Origin of the sequence: Staphylococcus nepalensis (assembly GCF_014635045.1) — a bacterium.
GTDB classification, from domain to species: domain Bacteria; phylum Bacillota; class Bacilli; order Staphylococcales; family Staphylococcaceae; genus Staphylococcus; species Staphylococcus nepalensis.
Genome location: NZ_BMCF01000001.1, coordinates 20,574 through 39,322, shown reverse-complemented (window position 1 = coordinate 39,322; position 18,749 = coordinate 20,574). Strand labels below are relative to the sequence as shown.

At 34.1% G+C, this 18,749-nt stretch carries 25 protein-coding genes; 24 read left to right on the top strand and 1 reads right to left on the bottom strand.

From position 1 onward, the window contains the following. The first annotated feature begins 23 nt into the window (after positions 1–23). The 19 genes from rplR (at position 24) to IEU88_RS00125 (ending at position 12,439) form a co-directional block, all read left to right on the top strand. Positions 24–386: a 50S ribosomal protein L18 gene (gene rplR / locus IEU88_RS00215; protein ID WP_096808693.1), complete on the top strand. Its 363-nt coding sequence runs from the start codon at positions 24–26 to the stop codon at positions 384–386. Positions 387–406: 20 nt separating this feature from the next. Next, entirely contained in the window at positions 407–904 is a 498-nt protein-coding gene (gene rpsE / locus IEU88_RS00210; protein ID WP_096808694.1) for a 30S ribosomal protein S5, read from the top strand. A gap of 16 nt (positions 905–920) precedes the next feature. Continuing rightward, entirely contained in the window at positions 921–1,100 is a 180-nt protein-coding gene (gene rpmD, locus IEU88_RS00205; protein WP_096808695.1) for a 50S ribosomal protein L30, read from the top strand. A 16-nt stretch (positions 1,101–1,116) separates the two neighbouring features. Further along, the gene (rplO, locus tag IEU88_RS00200; protein WP_096808696.1) at positions 1,117–1,557 is read left to right on the top strand and encodes a 50S ribosomal protein L15; all 441 of its coding nucleotides are present in this window, start codon (positions 1,117–1,119) and stop codon (positions 1,555–1,557) included. Beyond that, complete coding sequence (secY, locus tag IEU88_RS00195) at positions 1,557–2,849, top strand: preprotein translocase subunit SecY (protein WP_096808697.1); 1,293 nt, start codon at positions 1,557–1,559, stop codon at positions 2,847–2,849. The genes rplO and secY overlap by 1 nt, the downstream gene beginning before the upstream one ends. Positions 2,850–2,866: 17 nt before the next feature. After that, positions 2,867–3,517, top strand: a complete 651-nt coding sequence (locus IEU88_RS00190) for an adenylate kinase (protein ID WP_096808698.1) — start codon at positions 2,867–2,869, stop codon at positions 3,515–3,517. Between the two features lie 171 nt (positions 3,518–3,688). Next, a complete protein-coding gene (gene infA / locus IEU88_RS00185) occupies positions 3,689–3,907 on the top strand; it encodes a translation initiation factor IF-1 (RefSeq protein ID WP_001118443.1) in 219 nt (72 codons plus the stop codon). Positions 3,908–3,938: 31 nt separating this feature from the next. After that, on the top strand, positions 3,939–4,052 hold the full coding sequence (gene rpmJ, locus IEU88_RS00180) for a 50S ribosomal protein L36 (protein WP_002482634.1): 114 nt from the start codon (positions 3,939–3,941) through the stop codon (positions 4,050–4,052). Positions 4,053–4,074: 22 nt separating this feature from the next. Beyond that, a complete protein-coding gene (gene rpsM / locus IEU88_RS00175) occupies positions 4,075–4,440 on the top strand; it encodes a 30S ribosomal protein S13 (RefSeq protein WP_096808699.1) in 366 nt (121 codons plus the stop codon). A gap of 23 nt (positions 4,441–4,463) precedes the next feature. Beyond that, positions 4,464–4,853 (top strand): 30S ribosomal protein S11, encoded by a 390-nt coding sequence (gene rpsK / locus IEU88_RS00170; protein ID WP_096808700.1) that lies wholly within the window; start codon positions 4,464–4,466, stop codon positions 4,851–4,853. Positions 4,854–4,929: 76 nt separating this feature from the next. Then, positions 4,930–5,874, top strand: coding sequence for a DNA-directed RNA polymerase subunit alpha (locus IEU88_RS00165; RefSeq protein ID WP_019468661.1), 945 nt, complete (start codon positions 4,930–4,932; stop codon positions 5,872–5,874). 19 nt (positions 5,875–5,893) lie between these two features. Further along, positions 5,894–6,262, top strand: a complete 369-nt coding sequence (rplQ, locus tag IEU88_RS00160) for a 50S ribosomal protein L17 (protein WP_096808701.1) — start codon at positions 5,894–5,896, stop codon at positions 6,260–6,262. 703 nt (positions 6,263–6,965) lie between these two features. Beyond that, positions 6,966–7,775: an energy-coupling factor transporter ATPase gene (locus tag IEU88_RS00155; protein ID WP_096811200.1), complete on the top strand. Its 810-nt coding sequence runs from the start codon at positions 6,966–6,968 to the stop codon at positions 7,773–7,775. Beyond that, positions 7,772–8,635: an energy-coupling factor transporter ATPase gene (locus IEU88_RS00150; RefSeq protein ID WP_096808702.1), complete on the top strand. Its 864-nt coding sequence runs from the start codon at positions 7,772–7,774 to the stop codon at positions 8,633–8,635. Before IEU88_RS00155 ends, IEU88_RS00150 begins: the two co-directional genes overlap by 4 nt. Continuing rightward, positions 8,625–9,431: an energy-coupling factor transporter transmembrane component T family protein gene (locus IEU88_RS00145; RefSeq protein ID WP_096808703.1), complete on the top strand. Its 807-nt coding sequence runs from the start codon at positions 8,625–8,627 to the stop codon at positions 9,429–9,431. Before IEU88_RS00150 ends, IEU88_RS00145 begins: the two co-directional genes overlap by 11 nt. Positions 9,432–9,434: 3 nt before the next feature. Then, positions 9,435–10,241: a tRNA pseudouridine(38-40) synthase TruA gene (truA, locus tag IEU88_RS00140; RefSeq protein WP_103372770.1), complete on the top strand. Its 807-nt coding sequence runs from the start codon at positions 9,435–9,437 to the stop codon at positions 10,239–10,241. Positions 10,242–10,443: 202 nt separating this feature from the next. Further along, complete coding sequence (gene rplM, locus IEU88_RS00135; protein ID WP_096808705.1) at positions 10,444–10,881, top strand: 50S ribosomal protein L13; 438 nt, start codon at positions 10,444–10,446, stop codon at positions 10,879–10,881. 19 nt (positions 10,882–10,900) lie between these two features. Beyond that, positions 10,901–11,293 (top strand): 30S ribosomal protein S9, encoded by a 393-nt coding sequence (gene rpsI, locus IEU88_RS00130; RefSeq protein WP_217983399.1) that lies wholly within the window; start codon positions 10,901–10,903, stop codon positions 11,291–11,293. Positions 11,294–11,536: 243 nt separating this feature from the next. Further along, complete coding sequence (locus tag IEU88_RS00125) at positions 11,537–12,439, top strand: alpha/beta hydrolase (protein WP_229718969.1); 903 nt, start codon at positions 11,537–11,539, stop codon at positions 12,437–12,439. Between the two features lie 251 nt (positions 12,440–12,690). On the opposite strand, the gene IEU88_RS00120 is transcribed toward IEU88_RS00125, so the two are convergent. Further along, positions 12,691–13,695 carry an MsnO8 family LLM class oxidoreductase gene (locus IEU88_RS00120; RefSeq protein WP_096808707.1) on the bottom strand — a complete coding sequence of 335 codons (1,005 nt, stop codon included), beginning with the start codon at positions 13,693–13,695 and terminating at the stop codon, positions 12,691–12,693. A 142-nt stretch (positions 13,696–13,837) separates the two neighbouring features. Between IEU88_RS00120 and IEU88_RS00115 the strand changes: the two genes are divergently transcribed. From IEU88_RS00115 to IEU88_RS00095, 5 genes are all read left to right on the top strand, one after another. Then, positions 13,838–14,845: an NADP-dependent oxidoreductase gene (locus tag IEU88_RS00115; protein WP_103372769.1), complete on the top strand. Its 1,008-nt coding sequence runs from the start codon at positions 13,838–13,840 to the stop codon at positions 14,843–14,845. 17 nt (positions 14,846–14,862) lie between these two features. Beyond that, on the top strand, positions 14,863–15,870 hold the full coding sequence (locus IEU88_RS00110) for a zinc-binding alcohol dehydrogenase family protein (protein ID WP_103372768.1): 1,008 nt from the start codon (positions 14,863–14,865) through the stop codon (positions 15,868–15,870). Between the two features lie 347 nt (positions 15,871–16,217). Further along, positions 16,218–17,801, top strand: coding sequence for a BCCT family transporter (locus tag IEU88_RS00105; RefSeq protein WP_096808710.1), 1,584 nt, complete (start codon positions 16,218–16,220; stop codon positions 17,799–17,801). A 122-nt stretch (positions 17,802–17,923) separates the two neighbouring features. Next, complete coding sequence (amaP, locus tag IEU88_RS00100; protein ID WP_096808711.1) at positions 17,924–18,460, top strand: alkaline shock response membrane anchor protein AmaP; 537 nt, start codon at positions 17,924–17,926, stop codon at positions 18,458–18,460. Positions 18,461–18,472: 12 nt separating this feature from the next. Continuing rightward, positions 18,473–18,712, top strand: coding sequence for a DUF2273 domain-containing protein (locus IEU88_RS00095; RefSeq protein WP_096808712.1), 240 nt, complete (start codon positions 18,473–18,475; stop codon positions 18,710–18,712). Positions 18,713–18,749 lie beyond the last annotated feature (37 nt).

Sequence of the window (18,749 nt, the reverse complement as noted above, 5' to 3'; positions counted from 1 at the left end):
TTTCAGAAGAAAGGAGTAATAAAATGATCAGCAAAATTGATAAAAATAAAGTGCGTTTAAAAAGACATGCACGTGTCCGTAGCAAACTAGCTGGCACTGCTGAAAAACCACGTTTAAATGTTTATCGTTCAAATAAACACATTTATGCACAAGTTATCGATGATGTTAATGGCAGAACATTAGCACAAGCTTCAACTCAAGATAAAGATCTAGCTAACGAAACTGGATCAAAAGTTGATTTGTCAGCTAAAGTCGGCGAAACTGTTGCTAAAAGAGCTAGCGAAAATGGTGTGAAAACAATTGTTTTTGACCGTGGAGGATATTTATATCACGGACGTGTTAAAGCGTTAGCAGATGCAGCTCGTGAAAATGGTTTAGAATTTTAATTTAAAGGAGGGACATTTACATGGCTCGTAGAGAAGAAGCGAAAGAATTTGAAGAACGCGTTGTTACAATTAACCGTGTTGCAAAAGTTGTAAAAGGTGGTCGTAGTTTCCGTTTTAGCGCTTTAGTAGTAGTTGGAGACAAAAACGGTCGCGTTGGATTCGGTACTGGTAAAGCACAAGAGGTACCTGAAGCAATCAAAAAAGCAGTAGAAGCAGCTAAGAAAAACTTAGTTGAAGTTCCACGTGTCGAAGGTACAACGCCTCACACGATTACTGGACAATTCAGTTCAGGTAGTGTATTAATGAAACCAGCAGCTCCTGGTACTGGTGTTATTGCGGGTGGCCCTGTTCGTGCAGTATTAGAATTAGCAGGTATCACTGATATCTTAAGTAAATCTTTAGGATCAAACACACCAATCAACATGGTGCGTGCAACACTTAATGGATTACAAAACCTTAAAAATGCTGAACAAGTTGCGAAATTACGTGGCAAGTCAGTAGAAGAATTATATAATTAAGGAGGGAAAATAAGTTATGGCTAAATTACAAATTACCCTCACTCGTAGTGTTATAGGTCGTCCAGAAACACAACGTAAAACTGTTGAAGCTTTAGGTTTGAAAAAAACAAACTCTTCAGTAGTTGTTGAAGATAACCCTGCTATTCGTGGGCAAATCAACAAAGTAAGTCACTTAGTGACAGTAGAAAAACAATAATTAAGGAGGTGCCGAAATGAAATTACATGAGTTAAAACCAGCAGAAGGTTCTCGCAAAGTTCGTAACCGCGTAGGTCGTGGTGCAGCTACTGGTAACGGTAAAACTAGTGGCCGTGGACAAAAAGGACAAAAAGCGCGTTCAGGTGGTAGTTTAAGACCAGGTTTCGAAGGTGGACAATTACCTTTATTCCGTCGTTTACCAAAACGAGGCTTTACTAACATTAACCGCAAAGAATATGCTATTGTTAACTTAGACCAACTTAATAAATTTGAGGATGGTACTGAAGTAACTCCTGCTTTATTAGTAGAATCTGGTGTAGTTAAAAGTGAAAAATCTGGTATTAAAGTATTAGGTAAAGGTTCACTTGACAAGAAGTTAACAGTGAAAGCTAACAAATTCTCTGCATCTGCAGCAGAAGCTATTGATGCTAAAGGCGGAGCACACGAGGTGATCTAATGTTTCAAACGCTTGTGAGCTTCTTTACTACAAAAGAAGTTCGTAACAAGATCTTTTTTACTCTCGCAATGTTAGTTATTTTTAAAATAGGTACTTATATTCCTGCACCTGGTGTAAATCCAGCTGCATTTGACAGTCAACAAGGTTCTCAAGGTGTCACTGACTTGTTAAACACATTTGGTGGCGGAGCCTTGCAGAACTTTTCTATCTTTGCCATGGGTATAATGCCTTATATCACTGCATCTATTGTGATGCAGTTATTACAAATGGATATTGTTCCGAAGTTTTCTGAGTGGGCAAAACAAGGTGATGCAGGTAGAAAGAAACTTAATAATGTAACACGTTATTTTGCAATTGTACTTGCATTTATCCAATCTATAGGTATGGCGTTCCAGTTTAATAATTATTTACAAGGACAACTTATTATAGACCAATCAGTAATTAGTTATTTAACGATAGCTGTTGTGTTAACAGCGGGTACCGCATTCTTAATTTGGATAGGTGAACAAATCACTCAATTCGGTGTTGGTAATGGTATTTCCATTATAATCTTTGGTGGTATTTTATCTTCATTACCTTCATCATTAATCCAGTTCTACCAACAATCCTTTGTGGGGCAAGATGATACAACATTAGCATGGTTAAAAGTTATTGGATTAATTGTTGGAATGATATTATTAACAGTTGGTGCAATATTTGTACTACAAGCTATTCGTAAAATACCAATTCAATATGCGAAAAAACAATCAGCACAACGATTAGGTTCACAAGCAACATATTTACCTTTGAAAGTTAACTCTGCAGGGGTTATACCAGTCATCTTTGCAATGGCGTTCTTCTTATTACCAAGAACATTAACATTGTTCTTTCCTGATGCTAGTTGGGCGCAAAAAATATCTGACGTTGCAAATCCATCGAATAATATCGGAATGATCGTTTACGTAGTACTCATCATTGCTTTCACTTATTTCTATGCATTTGTACAAGTCAATCCTGAAAAGATGTCTGATAACCTTAAAAAACAAGGAAGCTATGTCCCAGGGATCAGACCTGGCGAACAAACCAAAAAATATATTACTAAAGTTCTCTACAGATTGACCTTTGTAGGATCAATATTCTTAGCAGTCGTTGCTATTCTTCCAATCATTGCCACTAAGGTGATGGATTTACCACAAAGTATTCAAGTTGGTGGTACAAGTCTACTTATCGTAATTGGTGTTGCGATTGAAACAATGAAGAGTCTTGAAGCTCAAGTGAGTCAAAAAGATTATAGAGGCTTTGGTGGTAGATAAATTGTAGGAGGGCACTTATGAATATCATTTTAATGGGTTTACCTGGCGCAGGTAAAGGAACTCAAGCGAGTGAAATTGTTAAGAAATTCCCGATTCCACACATATCTACTGGAGACATGTTCAGAAAAGCGATTAAAGATGAAACGGATTTAGGCAAAGAAGCTAAATCGTACATGGATCGTGGAGAATTAGTCCCTGATGAAGTTACTGTGGGCATCGTTAAAGATAGAATTTCAGAAGACGATGCAAAAAAAGGATTCTTACTTGACGGCTTTCCTCGTACTATTGAACAAGCTAAAGCATTAAGTGAAATCATGCAAGAATTAGATAGAACAATTGACGCTGTTATCAATATAGAGGTCCCTGAAGAAGAATTAATGAACCGCCTTACTGGTCGTAGAATTTGCGAAAAATGCGGAACCACTTATCATCTTGTATTCAATCCTCCAAAAGTTGACGGCATTTGTGATATTGACGGCGGTAAATTATACCAACGTGAAGATGACAACCCAGAGACAGTTGCAAATCGTTTAAATGTCAATGTTAAACAATCTAAGCCTATCTTAGAATACTATGATAATGAAAATGTATTGAAAAACATTGACGGTTCAAAAGATATTAAAGAGGTTACTTCAGACGTAATCGAAATTCTTGAGAATCTAAAATAGTATCAACTTTGTACGGTCTATGTAATGCCAAGAGTATAAACGAAAGAGTGACAATGCGATATAGTAATTCATTTTATTTTTGTTGAACTTATTAACAACACTTATAGACTCGTATGGTTAGAGTTGATCTTAGACGATAACCAACTATTGTAAAAAGGGGGAAGTTAATAAATGGCTAAGCAAGATGTTATTGAATTAGAAGGTACAGTATTAGATACTTTACCAAATGCAATGTTTAAAGTAGAATTAGAAAATGGTCATGAGATTTTAGCTCACGTGAGTGGCAAAATCAGAATGAATTATATTCGTATTCTACCTGGCGACAAAGTAACAGTAGAAATGTCTCCGTATGATTTAACACGCGGCAGAATTACGTATCGTTATAAATAATCGTCACTCCATAATATAGGGAGGTATTAAAATGAAAGTAAGACCATCAGTAAAACCAATTTGCGAAAAATGTAAAGTCATTAAACGTAAAGGTAAAGTAATGGTAATTTGTAGCAACCCAAAACATAAACAAAGACAAGGCTAATAAAAGAGAGGTGTAAATAATTATGGCACGTATTGCAGGAGTAGATATTCCACGTGAAAAACGTATTGTTATTTCTTTAACTTATGTATATGGTATCGGCACTACTACAGCTAAAAAGATTGTGGAAGAAGCTAATGTATCACCAGATACACGCGTTAACGAATTAACTGATGACGAATTAGGTCGTATCCGTGAAGTAGTTGACAACTATAAAGTAGAAGGTGACTTACGTCGTGAGCAAAACTTAAACATTAAACGTTTAATGGAAATCTCATCATACCGTGGTATTCGTCACCGTCGCGGATTACCAGTACGCGGACAAAAGACAAAAAACAATGCTCGTACTCGTAAAGGTCCAGTTAAAACTGTAGCTAACAAGAAAAAATAATAGGTAAAGGAGGCAAATTTTAAATGGCACGTAAACAAGTATCTCGTAAACGTAGAGTGAAAAAGAATATTGAGAATGGTGTAGCACACATCCGCTCAACATTCAATAATACAATCGTAACTATTACTGATGAATTTGGTAATGCTTTATCATGGTCATCAGCAGGTGCACTTGGATTCAAAGGATCAAAAAAATCAACACCTTTTGCAGCTCAAATGGCTTCAGAAACTGCATCGAAAGCAGCTATGGAACATGGCTTAAAAACGGTTGAAGTGACTGTTAAAGGACCAGGTCCTGGTCGTGAATCAGCAATCCGTGCATTACAATCAGCTGGATTAGATGTAACTGCAATCCGTGACGTTACTCCAGTACCACATAATGGTTGTCGTCCACCAAAACGTCGTCGCGTATAATATTATCGTTATTGTCGCAGGTCACTGAGAAATACAGTATAATTTAAGTCGACGTAATCAAGGAGGATATTTGTAAATGATTGAAATCGAAAAACCTAGAATTGAAACAATTGAAATTAGTGAAGATGCTAAATTCGGTAAGTTCGTTGTTGAACCACTAGAACGTGGCTACGGTACTACACTAGGAAACTCCTTACGTCGTATCCTACTATCTTCATTACCAGGTGCAGCCGTTAAGTACATCGAAATCGAAGGTGTGTTACATGAATTCTCAGCAATAGATAATGTTGTAGAAGATGTTTCGACAATTATTATGAACATCAAAAAACTAGCATTAAAAATTTATTCTGAAGAAGACAAAACATTAGAAATTGATGTAAAAGATGAAGGCGAAGTAACTGCAAGTGACATTACTCATGATAGTGATGTAGAGATTTTAAATCCTGAGATTAAAATCGCAACAGTTTCTAAAGGTGGACATTTAAAAATCCGTCTTGTTGCTAATAAGGGTAGAGGTTACGCATTAGCAGAACAAAATAACACTAGTGATTTACCAATTGGTGTAATTCCAGTGGATTCACTTTATTCACCAGTAGAACGTGTTAACTATACAGTAGAAAATACACGTGTAGGTCAAAGTAGTGATTTTGATAAATTAACTTTAGATGTTTGGACTAACGGTTCAATCACGCCACAAGAGTCTGTTTCTCTAGCGGCAAAAATCTTAACTGAACATTTAAACATCTTCGTTGGATTGACTGATGAAGCACAAAATGCTGAAATCATGATTGAAAAAGAAGAAGACCAAAAAGAAAAAGTACTTGAAATGTCTATCGAAGAATTGGATTTATCTGTACGTTCATATAACTGCTTAAAACGCGCGGGTATTAATTCTGTTCAAGAATTAGCTGATAAATCTGAAGCTGACATGATGAAAGTCCGCAATTTAGGTCGTAAATCATTAGAAGAAGTTAAATATAAACTCGAAGATTTAGGTCTAGGTCTAAGAAAAGAAGATTAATAAAAAAGGAGGTTAACTCATGGGTTACAGAAAATTAGGTCGTACTTCTGATCAACGTAAAGCGATGTTACGTGACTTAGCTACTTCACTTATCATAAGTGAACGTGTTGAAACTACAGAAGCACGTGCAAAAGAATTACGTAGTGTTGTTGAAAAATTAATCACTTTAGGTAAAAAAGGAGATTTAGCATCTCGTCGTCAAGCAGCTAAGACTTTGCGTAACGTTGAAATCTTAAATGAAGATGAAACAACACAAACTGCACTTCAAAAATTATTTGGTGAAGTTGCTGAACGTTATACAGAACGTCAAGGTGGCTACACTCGTATCCTTAAAGTAGGCCCACGTCGTGGTGACGGTGCTGAATCAGTAATTATAGAATTAGTTTAATTTAAATATACGTACTACTATATATAAAGCAAATGAGTGCAACGATAATGTTTGCCACATACAGATATTGTCTAGCTCAGAGTACCCCATCAAACTTAATAAACTTTAAAGCGTGAACTCAAATAGATGGGGTGCGCGCTTTTTTATTTAGTCCCCCTTAATTCTTCAGAATTTAGGGGGACTTATGCAATTGCGAAGCAATAGCGAACTGCAGAACCTTAATTCTTCAGAATTTAGGGGGACTTATGCAATTGCGAAGCAATAGCGAACTGCAGAACCTTAATTCTTCAGAATAAAAAAGGAATACATTCGATAAGCGAATGCATAAGCAGTGCTAGCTAAAGAAAGTTTAGCGTGCTGCTTTAGACTTATGCAATAGCGAACTGAAAAATTTGTTTTTTTTGTGTTCTGTGAATGACAATTAAATTTGCTAAAGCAAATACATAAGCAGTACTAGCAAAATAAGTTTAGTGTATTACTTGCATATATTTGTGAAAAACACGAAAGTATTATGTTAAATCTATCCTGCATTTAATAAAGCACTTTGACTTATATAAGACAGTACATTGATATAGACGAAGGAGTATAATTTAATATGAAAATTAAAAATAATTAGAGAAGAAACAGTGATTCTTTTTAATTTTTCATGTAAAATAAGATAATATATGATGAGAAAGTATAGATTTAGGAGGCAATTGATATGATGACGCAAGAAGAAGGCATGATTATATTTAATCATGTATCATTTAAATATAATAGCGATGAACCACTTGCGTTAAATGATGTATCATTTCGTATCCCTAAAGGCAAATGGACATCTATAGTAGGCCATAACGGTTCGGGTAAATCTACTATAGCTAAATTGATGATTGGTATTGAAAAGCCATTTGAAGGTCAAATATACTTAAACGACGTTTGTATTAATGATGAGAATTTAAATGAACTAAGACGACATATAGGGATTGTATTTCAAAATCCAGAAAATCAATTTGTTGGTTCAACTGTAGAATTCGATGTGGCGTTTGGGTTAGAGAACAATGGCGTGTCATATGAGGATATGCAAGCCATTGTGCCTAACGCGTTAATGGATGTTGATATGTTAGATAGAGCTACTTATGAACCACAGTCGCTTTCTGGAGGGCAAAAACAACGTGTTGCGATAGCAGGTGTTTTAGCATTGAATACAGATATTATTGTTTTAGATGAAGCCACTTCTATGTTAGACCCTGAAGGTAGAAAAGAATTACTCTCATTAATACATCGCTTAAAAGAAGAAAAAGATGTAACGATTATATCTATTACACATGATTTGTCAGAAGCCGTTGGTGCTGATCATTTAATTGTTTTAAATAAAGGCTCATTATATCAAACGGGTTCGCCACAAGCCATTTTTAGCCAAGGTGATGCGCTTACGGAAATTGGTTTAGATTTACCATTTGCGATGAGAATGAATAAGCAACTGTTAGGTGTTACTGACTACATTTCGTATGAGGGGTTGGTAGACAAATTATGACTGTTAAATTTAATCAAGTGACTTATGTTTACCAAAAAGGAACACCTTATGAGCATCTTGCGCTTGCAGATATTGTAACTACATTTGAGCAAGGAAAGTATTACGCTGTTATAGGCCAAACGGGCTCAGGTAAATCCACATTGATACAACATATTAATGGATTGTTAAAACCTTCTGATGGCGCATTAGAGGTCGATGACATTACAATCACACATAAAACAAAGGATAAGTTTTTGAAACAAATTCGTAAGCGTGTAGGCGTCGTTTTCCAATTTCCTGAATCACAGCTTTTTGAAGATTCGGTCGAGAGAGAAATTTTATTTGGTCCTAAGAATTTTAATATGAATATGGATGAAGTTAAAGTACGCGCATTTCAATTATTATTAGAATTTGGTTTTAATAGAGATATCCTTGAACAATCCCCATTTCAAATGTCAGGTGGGCAAATGAGAAAAATAGCAATCACTTCTATATTAGCTATGGATCCGGATATCGTTATTTTAGATGAACCTACGGCTGGTTTGGATCCAAAAAGTAGAACACAAATTATGGAAATGATAAAGCAACTTCAAACTGAGCAAAATAAAACAATCATATTAGTTACACATGAAATGAATGATGTAGCGAAATATGTGGATGAAGTGAAAATCATTAAACATGGTAAATTAATCGAAAGTTGTTCCCCAAGAAAATTATTTAGTGCTGATGAATATGTTAATGAAATGCATTTAGATGTGCCAGATATTGTTAAATTGCAAAGAGATGTGGAAGCAAAATATCAATTTGAATTTGGTCACGTCGCATTAACAGAATCAGAATTTACTGATATGTATAAGGAGTGGCAAGCAGATGAGGGATAAGTTCATAATAGGACGATATCTTCCATTAGATACTATTATTCATCGACGTGACCCACGTGCAAAATTAATATTTGTATTTCTATTTATCATATTAATATTTTTTGCCCATTCATTTGCCACTTATTTGTGGTTGTTCTTAATCATTTTTATTATAATGAAAGCTTCTCGCATAAAATCATGGTTTCTTATTAAGGGCTTAACACCAATATGGATTTTTCTCATTTTTACATTTTTAATGCATTTATTTTTAACAAAAGGCGGCGTGCGTATATTTGAACTCGGCTTCCTTTCTATCGATACAAACGGCATATTAGAAGGGATCTATATTGTTTTAAGATTAATGTTTATTATTATGATATCTACCATCATGACTTTAACAACAAGTCCTTTAGACCTTACAGATGCATTTGAAAGATTATTATCGCCATTAAAAATTATTAAAATACCAGTTCATCAATTGAGTATGATGATGTCCATTGCTTTACGCTTCATTCCGACATTAATGAATGAATTAGATAAAATTATATTAGCACAAAAATCAAGAGGTTCAGAAATTAGTTCTGGTGGCTTAATCAACAGAGTTAAAGCCTTCATCCCATTATTGGTTCCTTTATTTATTTCAGCATTTCAAAGAGCTGAAGATTTAGCAATAGCCATGGAAGTCAGAGGATATGAAACGCATAAAAAGCGCACAAGTTATCGTAAATTATACTGGCGATGGGCTGATAGTCTGTTATTAATGTTAATCGTACCAATAGCAATAATATTATTCATATTAAAGCATATAGGAGTGTAAAGGATGGTTCGTGTTTTAGTAAATATTTCATATCAAGGTAGTCAATTCTTGGGTTTCCAAATTCAAGATAATGGCAGAACAGTACAACAGCAATTCGAAAAAATACTTAAACGTATGCATAAACGTCACGTTAGAATACATCCTACTAGCAGAACAGATCGTGGCGTACATGCATTTGAGCAGTATTTTCATTTTGATTCCGAACTTAATATTTCAGCCGATCAATGGCAATACGCTATGAATCGTGCGCTACCTGATGACGTTTATGTCAACTCAGTGGCATTTGTAGATGAGTCTTTCCATTGTCGGTATGATTGTGTAGGAAAAACTTATCGCTATAAGATATATCAATCAGCACATAAAGATCCGTTTGAATGTGGTTTAAAAGCCTATGTCTATGATAATTTAGATTTTGACAAGATGATACAAGCTGCACAGCTGTTTATAGGAACCCATGATTTTACTGGTTTTTGTTCTCAAAAAACAGAAGTTGAAAGCAAAGTGCGTACCCTGTATGAGAGCAGAATAGAAAAAACTACATACGGTTTTGATTATGTGGTCACGGGTTCAGGTTTTCTATATAATATGGTACGTGTACTAGTAGCATTTTTAATTGGTGTAGGAAAAGGGAAGTATAATCCAGAAAGCGTCCCTCAACTATTAGAAGAGAAGAATCGTAATAAAGTACCATTCACTGCCCCTGCTGAAGGATTGTATTTAGAACATATTTATCTATCACCTCAATCGCTTATGAATGACTTTGGTGAAAACATTAAAATTCACCGAAAAAAATCTACACAAAATAGGTAAATTACATTGACAAAACGGCATAAAAATTATACGATAACTAACGGTATTGTTTTATATCACCCCACGATAAGCCCCGGAATCTTATTGTGTAACAAGATATAGAAGCACGTAGAAATAATAAATTAACAAAATAAATGAATTTAAGTTTAAATATCATTTTAATTAGACAAGAACCATTTATTTATTCTAGGAGGACAATTATATGCGTCAAACATTTATGGCTAATGAAGCAAACATTGAGCGCAAATGGTATGTTATTGATGCTGAAGGTAAAACACTTGGTCGTTTATCATCAGAAGTAGCTGCTATTCTACGCGGTAAAAATAAAGTAACTTATACACCACACGTTGATTCAGGTGATTATGTAATTATCATCAACGCTGCTAAAATCCAATTCACTGGTAATAAAGAACAAGATAAAATGTATTATCGTCATAGTAATCATCCAGGCGGAATCAAATCAGTTTCTGCTGGTGAATTAAAAGCTAAAAACCCAGAACGTTTACTTGAAACTTCAATTAAAGGTATGTTACCAAGCACTCGTTTAGGCGAAAAACAAGGCAAGAAATTATTTGTTTATGGTGGCGCTGAACATCCACACGCTGCACAACAACCAGAAAACTACGAGTTACGTGGTTAATTAAAAGGAGGAAATTACATTGGCACAAGTTGAATATAAAGGCACAGGCCGTCGTAAAAACTCAGTAGCACGTGTACGTTTAGTACCTGGCGAAGGTAACATTACTGTTAATAACAATGATGTACGTAGCTACTTACCATTCGAATCATTAATCTTAGACTTAAACCAACCATTCGATGTTACAGAAACTAAAGGTAACTATGATGTATTAGTTAACGTTCACGGTGGTGGCTTTACTGGACAAGCACAAGCTATCCGTCACGGAATTGCACGTGCATTATTAGAAGCTGATCCTGAGTATAGAAGTTCTTTAAAACGCGCTGGATTACTTACTCGTGACCCACGTATGAAAGAACGTAAAAAACCAGGTCTTAAAAAAGCTCGTCGTTCACCACAATTCTCAAAACGTTAATTTGTCCGAACTATTGCGAAAGTATTCGCATACAGTCTCGGTACGTAAACTGCCTCAGCAATTTGCGTTTAATTAAAGACATTTTGTTCATACATTGTGTGTACTAGTATCATATCTAATATTTTTTGAACTTCCCATCATTGTATGGGAAGTTTTTTTATTCTATACAATTAATGTGTATTAATCATATAACTATTTATTAGCGATTAAATTGAATAAGTCACAATATGACGGGTATAACAAATGAAAAATGTATTAGAGGTAATGCGTATGTCATTCAATAAGCAACGTATGATATTAGAAAAATGTTTAATAGTAATGATGCTAATTATTTTATCTAGCAGTATGGTTCTCTTAAGAGATCAAGTACTCAATAAACCAATTATTAAAAACATAAATGACAGTGAATCAATCCCCACTTTTTATTTACATGGTTTTGGAGGAGCAAAGTATTCAGAGAATTATATGGTGAATTCCGCTGTTCAAAAAGGCGATACAAACGAAATCATTGAAGCAAAAGTTAAGCCAAATGGAAAGGTGACATTTGAAGGGATAATAGATCCTAACGCCAAACGCCCTATGATTAAAATCATACTAGAAGATAATAAGAATAAGAACGTGTATGAAAATGCGCGATGGATTAAAAATGTCATTTATACCTTTAATGCGATGTACCATTTTGAAAAGTTTAATTTCGTAGCACATTCAATGGGAAATCAGTCTTTTAGTTACTATATGTTAAATTATGGTGATAACCAACAATTACCTAAATTAAATAAACAAGTAAGCCTAGCTGGGAACTTTAACGGTGAAGTTGATATCAATGGGTTAGATTTGGATATAGAAATAGATAAGAGGGGAAAGCCTAATAAAATGTTAGAAAAATATAGAAATTTATTAACAATGAAAGATCATTATCCTAGAAATTCAAAAGTTTTAAATATTTATGGAGATCTGAAAGATGGGACAAATTCTGATGGTAAAGTGACTAATGTATCCTCTAAATCACTCAAATATTTATTACCAAACCAACATGACGGTTATACAGAATATAAAGTTAATGGCCCTAAAGCCAAGCACAGTGAATTACCTCATAACGTACAAGTGATAGATAGAGTAAATGAATTTTTATGGAACGATAAATAAGATAAATTTCAATTTAGCTGAGGTATTCATTAATATCCGCGCTACTCATATTCATAACAAAGATTAAATAGAACAAAAATAGTAAAGTCCCACTCCTAAAAGTATTGAATGAGTGGGATTGATACATAAGTTTACCTTAGGCGAGCCCATTTTAAGAAAACAACAGTGGTTTATATAAGTGCTTCAGTGCTTGTATTCATTTCTGTGCTACACTTTTTCATCGTATTTATTAGATGTTAAGAAACAAAACATTATGTTGATTCAAATTTATCTTTTTCAGATGCTAATAAGTACAATAAGTTTTTTCGATTTTGTTCAGCGAATACATGTGGTTGAATCATTATTTCATCCGCATTATAATACGTAGCGATTTCTTGTAGTTTTAAAAATACTTCACCTGGTAAACCACTTATAACACGCTTTTCGTTTTGTTTTATTTTTTCTAATTCTCTATTCGAAGACTGTCTTTGTTTTGCATAAGCAATTGAAGGGTAAGTTTTTGGTTGATTTAAATAACTAATACGGAGTAACCAAAGATGAAAAGCTCGCTCCAAATCTTTTACTTTTTGCATATTATCAGCAGTGATAACAAAGGTTGAAATAATGACGTAGGGTGATTGCTTTGGATATAATGTTTTAAATAACTGGCGATAGTAGCTTATAGAAGTATTGATTTTATCTTTATTCTGTCCCATTAATGTTGTAACAAAGGGTAAGCCTTGTTGTGCAGCAAGCTTAGCGCTTTGTTGACTGGTGCCTAACAAATACATGGTAGGCTGTGTTTGAATGAATGGCGTTGCATATAATCCGGTAAATCGTTGATGTTCACTGTTATCATTAAAGTAATCTATTAAATCTTTAATTTGTGTATTAAAATCAACATGAGCCGTTTTATTTTCATTTAACGCGTGATTTACATTTTTAAAACTATATGAACGCCCAATACCTAAATCAACTCTGTCAGAATGACGTGCTTCCATTATTTTAAAAATTTCTGCTATCTTGTAGGCACTATAGTGAGGCAACATAACCCCACCGCTGCCAATATGCATTGTTTTAGTATTTTCTAAGAGGGTCATCATAAGCATTTCAGGAGCACTAGAAGCTACTGAAAATACTTTATGATGTTCTGCAATCCAGAAGCGATAAAATTCTAAAGATTCGGCTAATTGCGCCAATTCAATTGAATGATTAATAGCTTGAGTTGCATTACGCCCCTCAAAAATCGGAACGTAATCTAAAATACTTAATCTCATATCCAACTCTCCTTAACAGGTAATTACGCATTGTTATATTTAGATAGCATAACATGATATTAAAAATACAGATAAGCGATTTGATTGATTGTATAACTACATATCTATAGAATGAGGGCAAAGATGAAATGGAGGCAAAATAATGAAAACAGAACGCATTGTATTAGCAAAACGACCTGAGGGCATACCTTCAGATGAGGTTTTTAGATATGAAACTGTTGAACTAGATGAGCCAAACAATGATGAAATTCAAGTAGAAGCTATTTATATATCAGTAGACCCATATATGCGTGGGAGAATGGATGATAGCGAATCATATGTACAACCATTTCAATTGGACGAACCATTATCAGGACATATTGTCGGAAAAGTCGTTCAATCAAAAGCTGATTCATTTGAGAAAGGTGATATGGTAATGGGACAGTTACCATGGCAAAAAGTATCAAACGTATCAGCACAAAATATAAATAAAATTACTCAAACAGATATACCTTCCTATTTATATCTCAGTGTTTTAGGAATGACAGGACAAACTGCTTATCATGGCTTGTTAAAAATTGGGGACCCTAAAGAAGGCGAAACTGTTGTCGTCTCTGCAGCATCAGGAGCTGTAGGATCAGTCGTGGGTCAAATTGCTAAAATAAAAGGCGCGCGCGTGGTTGGCATTGCAGGTGGCACAACAAAAACGAAATATTTAACCGAGCAATTAGGTTTTGATGCAAGCGTAGATTATAAAGCTGATGACTTTTCTGAACAATTAGCTCAAGCTGTGCCTGATGGCGTAGATGTTTACTTTGAAAATGTTGGTGGCGATGTAGCAGATGAAGTAATGAAACATTTAAATCAATTTGCTAGAATCCCAGTTTGTGGCGCTATTTCTGGATACAATAACGAAGAAATTGAGTTTGGACCACGTATACAACCAATTTTAATAAAATCACAAGCACTTATGAAAGGGTTTATTGTTGCTAATTACGCCGATGATTTTACAAACGCAAGTAAAAATCTTGCACAATGGGTAAGCGAAGATAAGATAAAAACGAAGACTTCTATTGTAGAAGGTTTTGACAATTTGCCTAATGCTTTTAGAAATTTATTTACTGGTGATAATTTTGGTAAACAAGTTGTTCAAGTATCAAATAATTTATAATTGAAGGAGATGCTCGTATGAAAGCAGTAGGTGCAGACAAACCATTTAAATTAAATGAAGGTAACCAATTTTATGAAATGGAACAAGAGATGCCACAGCCTAAACAACGTGAGCTATTAGTCCGTTTAAAGGCTATCAGTGTCAATCCTGTAGATACTAAAATTAGACAATCTCCTCTTAATGAAGCACCTAGGATTTTAGGCTACGATGCTGTAGGTGTTGTAGAAGCAGTAGGAGATGCAGTGAAATATTTTAAAGCGGGCGATGAAGTTTATTATTCGGGTTCACCTGCTTACCAAGGTTCAAATCAAACACACCAACTTGTAGATGAACAACTGGTAGCGTTCAAACCTAATAATATTTCTGACACAGAAGCGGCAAGTTTACCTCTAACTGGTTTAACAGCTTCTGAAACATTGTTTGATGTTTTTAAAATCTCGCATAACCCTGAAGATAATAAAGGCAAATCTTTATTAATTATCAATGGTGCGGGTGGCGTTGGTAGTATTGCTACACAAATTGCAAAACATTATGGATTACATGTTATTACAACCGCCTCGCGTGATGAAACATATAATTGGTCAAAATCATTAGGTGCGGACATTGTGTTGAATCATAAAAATAATCTAGCAGATGAGTTCAAAAAATATGAAATTAGTGAAGTAGATTATATCTTTTGCACATTTGATACAGACCTGTATTATGAAAAAATGATTGAATTAATTAAACCTCGCGGTATCATAGCAACAATCGTAGCATTTAATAATAAACAAGATTTAAACTTATTAAAACCAAAGAGTATTACGTTTACACATGAGTATATGTATTCACGTCCATTAAATGAAACAGAAGATATGGGCATACATGGGGAATACTTAAAAGATATTGCTGATAAAATAGAAGCGGGCATTTATAAACCGACAGTTAATAAAGTAATCAATGGTTTAACAGCAGATAATATTTACCAAGCGCATAAAAAAATAGAAGATCAGAGTATGATTGGTAAACTTGTTATTTCAATCTGAATAAAAAGTTCAATTTTACTCTCTGATTATATTTGTGACCGAAACATTAGTAGTGTTTCGGCCTTTTTTTATTTAAGTTATCCTAGGTTTGGATATGAAATTGGTGTAGAAAATATAATATAAATGCGTTCTAGTCTATATAATAATGAATTAATTATATGCGCTTAAATTTAATAGAATAAGCACTAATAATTGTAAAAACACAATTATAGGATAAAATAAAAAATAACCTAGCATATTATACTTTAAACATTACGTTAAATGTATATAAATATGTAATTTACGAATAATAAAACATTGTGAGGGTATAAGTGTCACATAAAGCAAAGGGAGAGTGTCATTTTAATATGCGTTTTAAAAAATTAACAGTTGTTTTTTGGGTAGCATTAACTATTTGCACGCTATTTGTTATATATGGTGCAGTTGCACCTAAACAATTAGAAACAATCACCCAAAATATCACTAATTTTATCGCAGTTCATTTCGGATGGTACTATTTATTATTAGTACTTGCCATATTAGTAGTTTCAATCTATTTACTGTTTTCTAGATATTCAACAATAACTTTAGGTGAAGAGGGTGAAGACCCAGAATTTTCATTAAAGTCATGGTTTGCTATGTTATTTAGTGCAGGTATGGGGATAGGCTTGGTGTTTTGGACAACAGCGGAACCGATAAGCCATGCCTTCACATTAACGCCAATACATAAAGCTGGTTCTCAAACCGCAATTAATGAAGCGATGCAATTCTCATTTTTCCATTGGGGTGTACATGCTTGGGCTGTTTATGGCATCGTCGGCCTTATATTTGCGTACTTTAACTTTCATAAAGGATATCCGGGATTGGTTAGTGCCACACTAAGACCAATACTAGGAGATAAAATGATGAAGGGACCCATTGGCGGGGCAATTGATGTACTCGCTATTATTGCTACGGTGACAGGAGTTGCTGCCACACTTGGTTTTGGTGCGCTACAAATTAACGAAGGCCTAAACTTTCTGTTTGATTTGCCTTCTAATTTTATGACACAAGCTACAATTATCGTTATCGCCACTATATTATTTACATGGTCAGCTTGGTCAGGTATTGATAAAGGGATTAAGAGTTTAAGTAATATCAATATGTTCTTAGCTTTCATCGTGTTAATCATTTTATTCTGTGTTGGGCCAACGTTAAATATATTAAATACATTTACCAATTCACTTGGTGATTATATTGCGAATTTCTTTAATATGAGTTTACGTATCCCACAATCAGGAGGAGAAAAGTTTCAATGGTTACAACAATGGACGATCTTCTATTGGGCATGGTGGGTTTCTTGGGCGCCGTTTGTAGGTATATTTATCGCTCGAGTCTCTCGTGGTAGAACAATTAAAGAATTTATCTTAGGCGTGTTATTCGTACCCGCGCTTGTTTGTTTCTTATTCTTTGCAGTATTCGGCGCTTCTGCTATTTATTTACAACAAAGCGGCATTGCAAATATTGCTAAAGAAGCAACCGAAACAGCAACGTTTGCAACACTTGAACATTTCCCATTAGGATTTTTACTTAGCATCATTACACTTGTTGTTATTATAATCTTTTTTGTCACTTCGGCAGACTCAGCCACTTATGTGTTAGGTATGCTGAGTTCTAAAGGAAGCATTAACCCTTCAGGCATTGTTAAAGTGAGCTGGGGTGTTATTTTAGCATTATTTGCTATGATTATGATTTATACTGGTGGTACGCAATCCATTCAAAATTTATTAATTATTGCAGCCTTGCCATTTTCTATTGTTATCATATTTATGATTTGGTCTTTATTTAAATCATTATCTATAGAGAAGCCAAGACCTAGTAACAAATTGTTTATTTCAGATGATAAGTATTTACAATATCGCAAGGCGCATCAAGACGATCAAACCAATACACAGACAGAGAATAGCAACTAACGAAAAATTATTTTACCAAATAGATTATAAATTCAATATAAAATGTTTCTATGTTTTTTAATAGGGGTATTAAGTATGTATGACATGTACATATAATTTAACTATAGGAGGTGTCATACGAGGTGAAACGAATTAAAAATTTTATACTTGGCCTATTAATCGTAGTCATCGTTGGGTTCTTGCTATTTATGTATATTAAAGATTCTAGAATTAGCGAGTATCAAAACTATTTCAATCAATTTAATTGGTTTGAACCAACACTTATTGGCTTAGCAGCATTGCTCATTATCATAGGTCTCATACTTGTATTTAGCTTGTTTAAACCTACGTATAGAAAACCTGGACTTTATAAAGATTACGAAGATGGACATATTTACGTATCCAGAAAAGCAGTAGAAAAATCTGCTTACGATACGCTTGTAAATTATGATCAAATTCGACAACCTAATGTTATAGCTAAACTATATAACAAGAAAAAGAAATCGCATATTGCTTTAAAAGCAGATTTCTTTGTTCCTGGTGATGTTCAGGTTGGTTCATTAACAGAAGAAATTAGAAATGATATTAAGCAAAACGTTGAGCATTTCACAGAATTACCAGTTTCAAAATTAGAGGTTAATGTTAGAGATCAAAAAACCTCAGGCAAACGTGTGTTGTAAGGGAGGGTTATCATGGCTAACAATAATAACCAACAAAGACAAGATTCTACACAAGAAGTTGTTGATTTTTTTAAAACATTTAAATGGAGAATAATCGGATTTTTAGCATTCTTGATTATCGCAATATTATTTTTAACATTAGGTTTCTGGAGCACAATATTAATTATTATTTTATGTTTGATTGGAATTGGTATCGGGTATACTAAAGACCGTAAACAAGATTTTCTGAATTTCTTAAATCGATGGAGTTAATTCTTATTGATTCAATATTTAGCAATTAAAAATCTTA

What these genes read in the sequence shown, in the direction of transcription:
- rplR (WP_096808693.1), top strand. Translation starts at nt 24, where the DNA reads ATGATCAGCAAAATTGATAAAAATAAAGTGCGTTTAAAAAGACATGCA.
- rpsE (WP_096808694.1), top strand. Translation starts at nt 407, where the DNA reads ATGGCTCGTAGAGAAGAAGCGAAAGAATTTGAAGAACGCGTTGTTACA.
- rpmD (WP_096808695.1), top strand. Translation starts at nt 921, where the DNA reads ATGGCTAAATTACAAATTACCCTCACTCGTAGTGTTATAGGTCGTCCA.
- rplO (WP_096808696.1), top strand. Translation starts at nt 1,117, where the DNA reads ATGAAATTACATGAGTTAAAACCAGCAGAAGGTTCTCGCAAAGTTCGT.
- secY (WP_096808697.1), top strand. Translation starts at nt 1,557, where the DNA reads ATGTTTCAAACGCTTGTGAGCTTCTTTACTACAAAAGAAGTTCGTAAC.
- IEU88_RS00190 (WP_096808698.1), top strand. Translation starts at nt 2,867, where the DNA reads ATGAATATCATTTTAATGGGTTTACCTGGCGCAGGTAAAGGAACTCAA.
- infA (WP_001118443.1), top strand. Translation starts at nt 3,689, where the DNA reads ATGGCTAAGCAAGATGTTATTGAATTAGAAGGTACAGTATTAGATACT.
- rpmJ (WP_002482634.1), top strand. Translation starts at nt 3,939, where the DNA reads ATGAAAGTAAGACCATCAGTAAAACCAATTTGCGAAAAATGTAAAGTC.
- rpsM (WP_096808699.1), top strand. Translation starts at nt 4,075, where the DNA reads ATGGCACGTATTGCAGGAGTAGATATTCCACGTGAAAAACGTATTGTT.
- rpsK (WP_096808700.1), top strand. Translation starts at nt 4,464, where the DNA reads ATGGCACGTAAACAAGTATCTCGTAAACGTAGAGTGAAAAAGAATATT.
- IEU88_RS00165 (WP_019468661.1), top strand. Translation starts at nt 4,930, where the DNA reads ATGATTGAAATCGAAAAACCTAGAATTGAAACAATTGAAATTAGTGAA.
- rplQ (WP_096808701.1), top strand. Translation starts at nt 5,894, where the DNA reads ATGGGTTACAGAAAATTAGGTCGTACTTCTGATCAACGTAAAGCGATG.
- IEU88_RS00155 (WP_096811200.1), top strand. Translation starts at nt 6,966, where the DNA reads ATGACGCAAGAAGAAGGCATGATTATATTTAATCATGTATCATTTAAA.
- IEU88_RS00150 (WP_096808702.1), top strand. Translation starts at nt 7,772, where the DNA reads ATGACTGTTAAATTTAATCAAGTGACTTATGTTTACCAAAAAGGAACA.
- IEU88_RS00145 (WP_096808703.1), top strand. Translation starts at nt 8,625, where the DNA reads ATGAGGGATAAGTTCATAATAGGACGATATCTTCCATTAGATACTATT.
- truA (WP_103372770.1), top strand. Translation starts at nt 9,435, where the DNA reads ATGGTTCGTGTTTTAGTAAATATTTCATATCAAGGTAGTCAATTCTTG.
- rplM (WP_096808705.1), top strand. Translation starts at nt 10,444, where the DNA reads ATGCGTCAAACATTTATGGCTAATGAAGCAAACATTGAGCGCAAATGG.
- IEU88_RS00125 (WP_229718969.1), top strand. Translation starts at nt 11,537, where the DNA reads ATGAAAAATGTATTAGAGGTAATGCGTATGTCATTCAATAAGCAACGT.
- IEU88_RS00120 (WP_096808707.1), bottom strand. Translation starts at nt 13,695, where the DNA reads ATGAGATTAAGTATTTTAGATTACGTTCCGATTTTTGAGGGGCGTAAT.
- IEU88_RS00115 (WP_103372769.1), top strand. Translation starts at nt 13,838, where the DNA reads ATGAAAACAGAACGCATTGTATTAGCAAAACGACCTGAGGGCATACCT.
- IEU88_RS00110 (WP_103372768.1), top strand. Translation starts at nt 14,863, where the DNA reads ATGAAAGCAGTAGGTGCAGACAAACCATTTAAATTAAATGAAGGTAAC.
- IEU88_RS00105 (WP_096808710.1), top strand. Translation starts at nt 16,218, where the DNA reads ATGCGTTTTAAAAAATTAACAGTTGTTTTTTGGGTAGCATTAACTATT.
- IEU88_RS00095 (WP_096808712.1), top strand. Translation starts at nt 18,473, where the DNA reads ATGGCTAACAATAATAACCAACAAAGACAAGATTCTACACAAGAAGTT.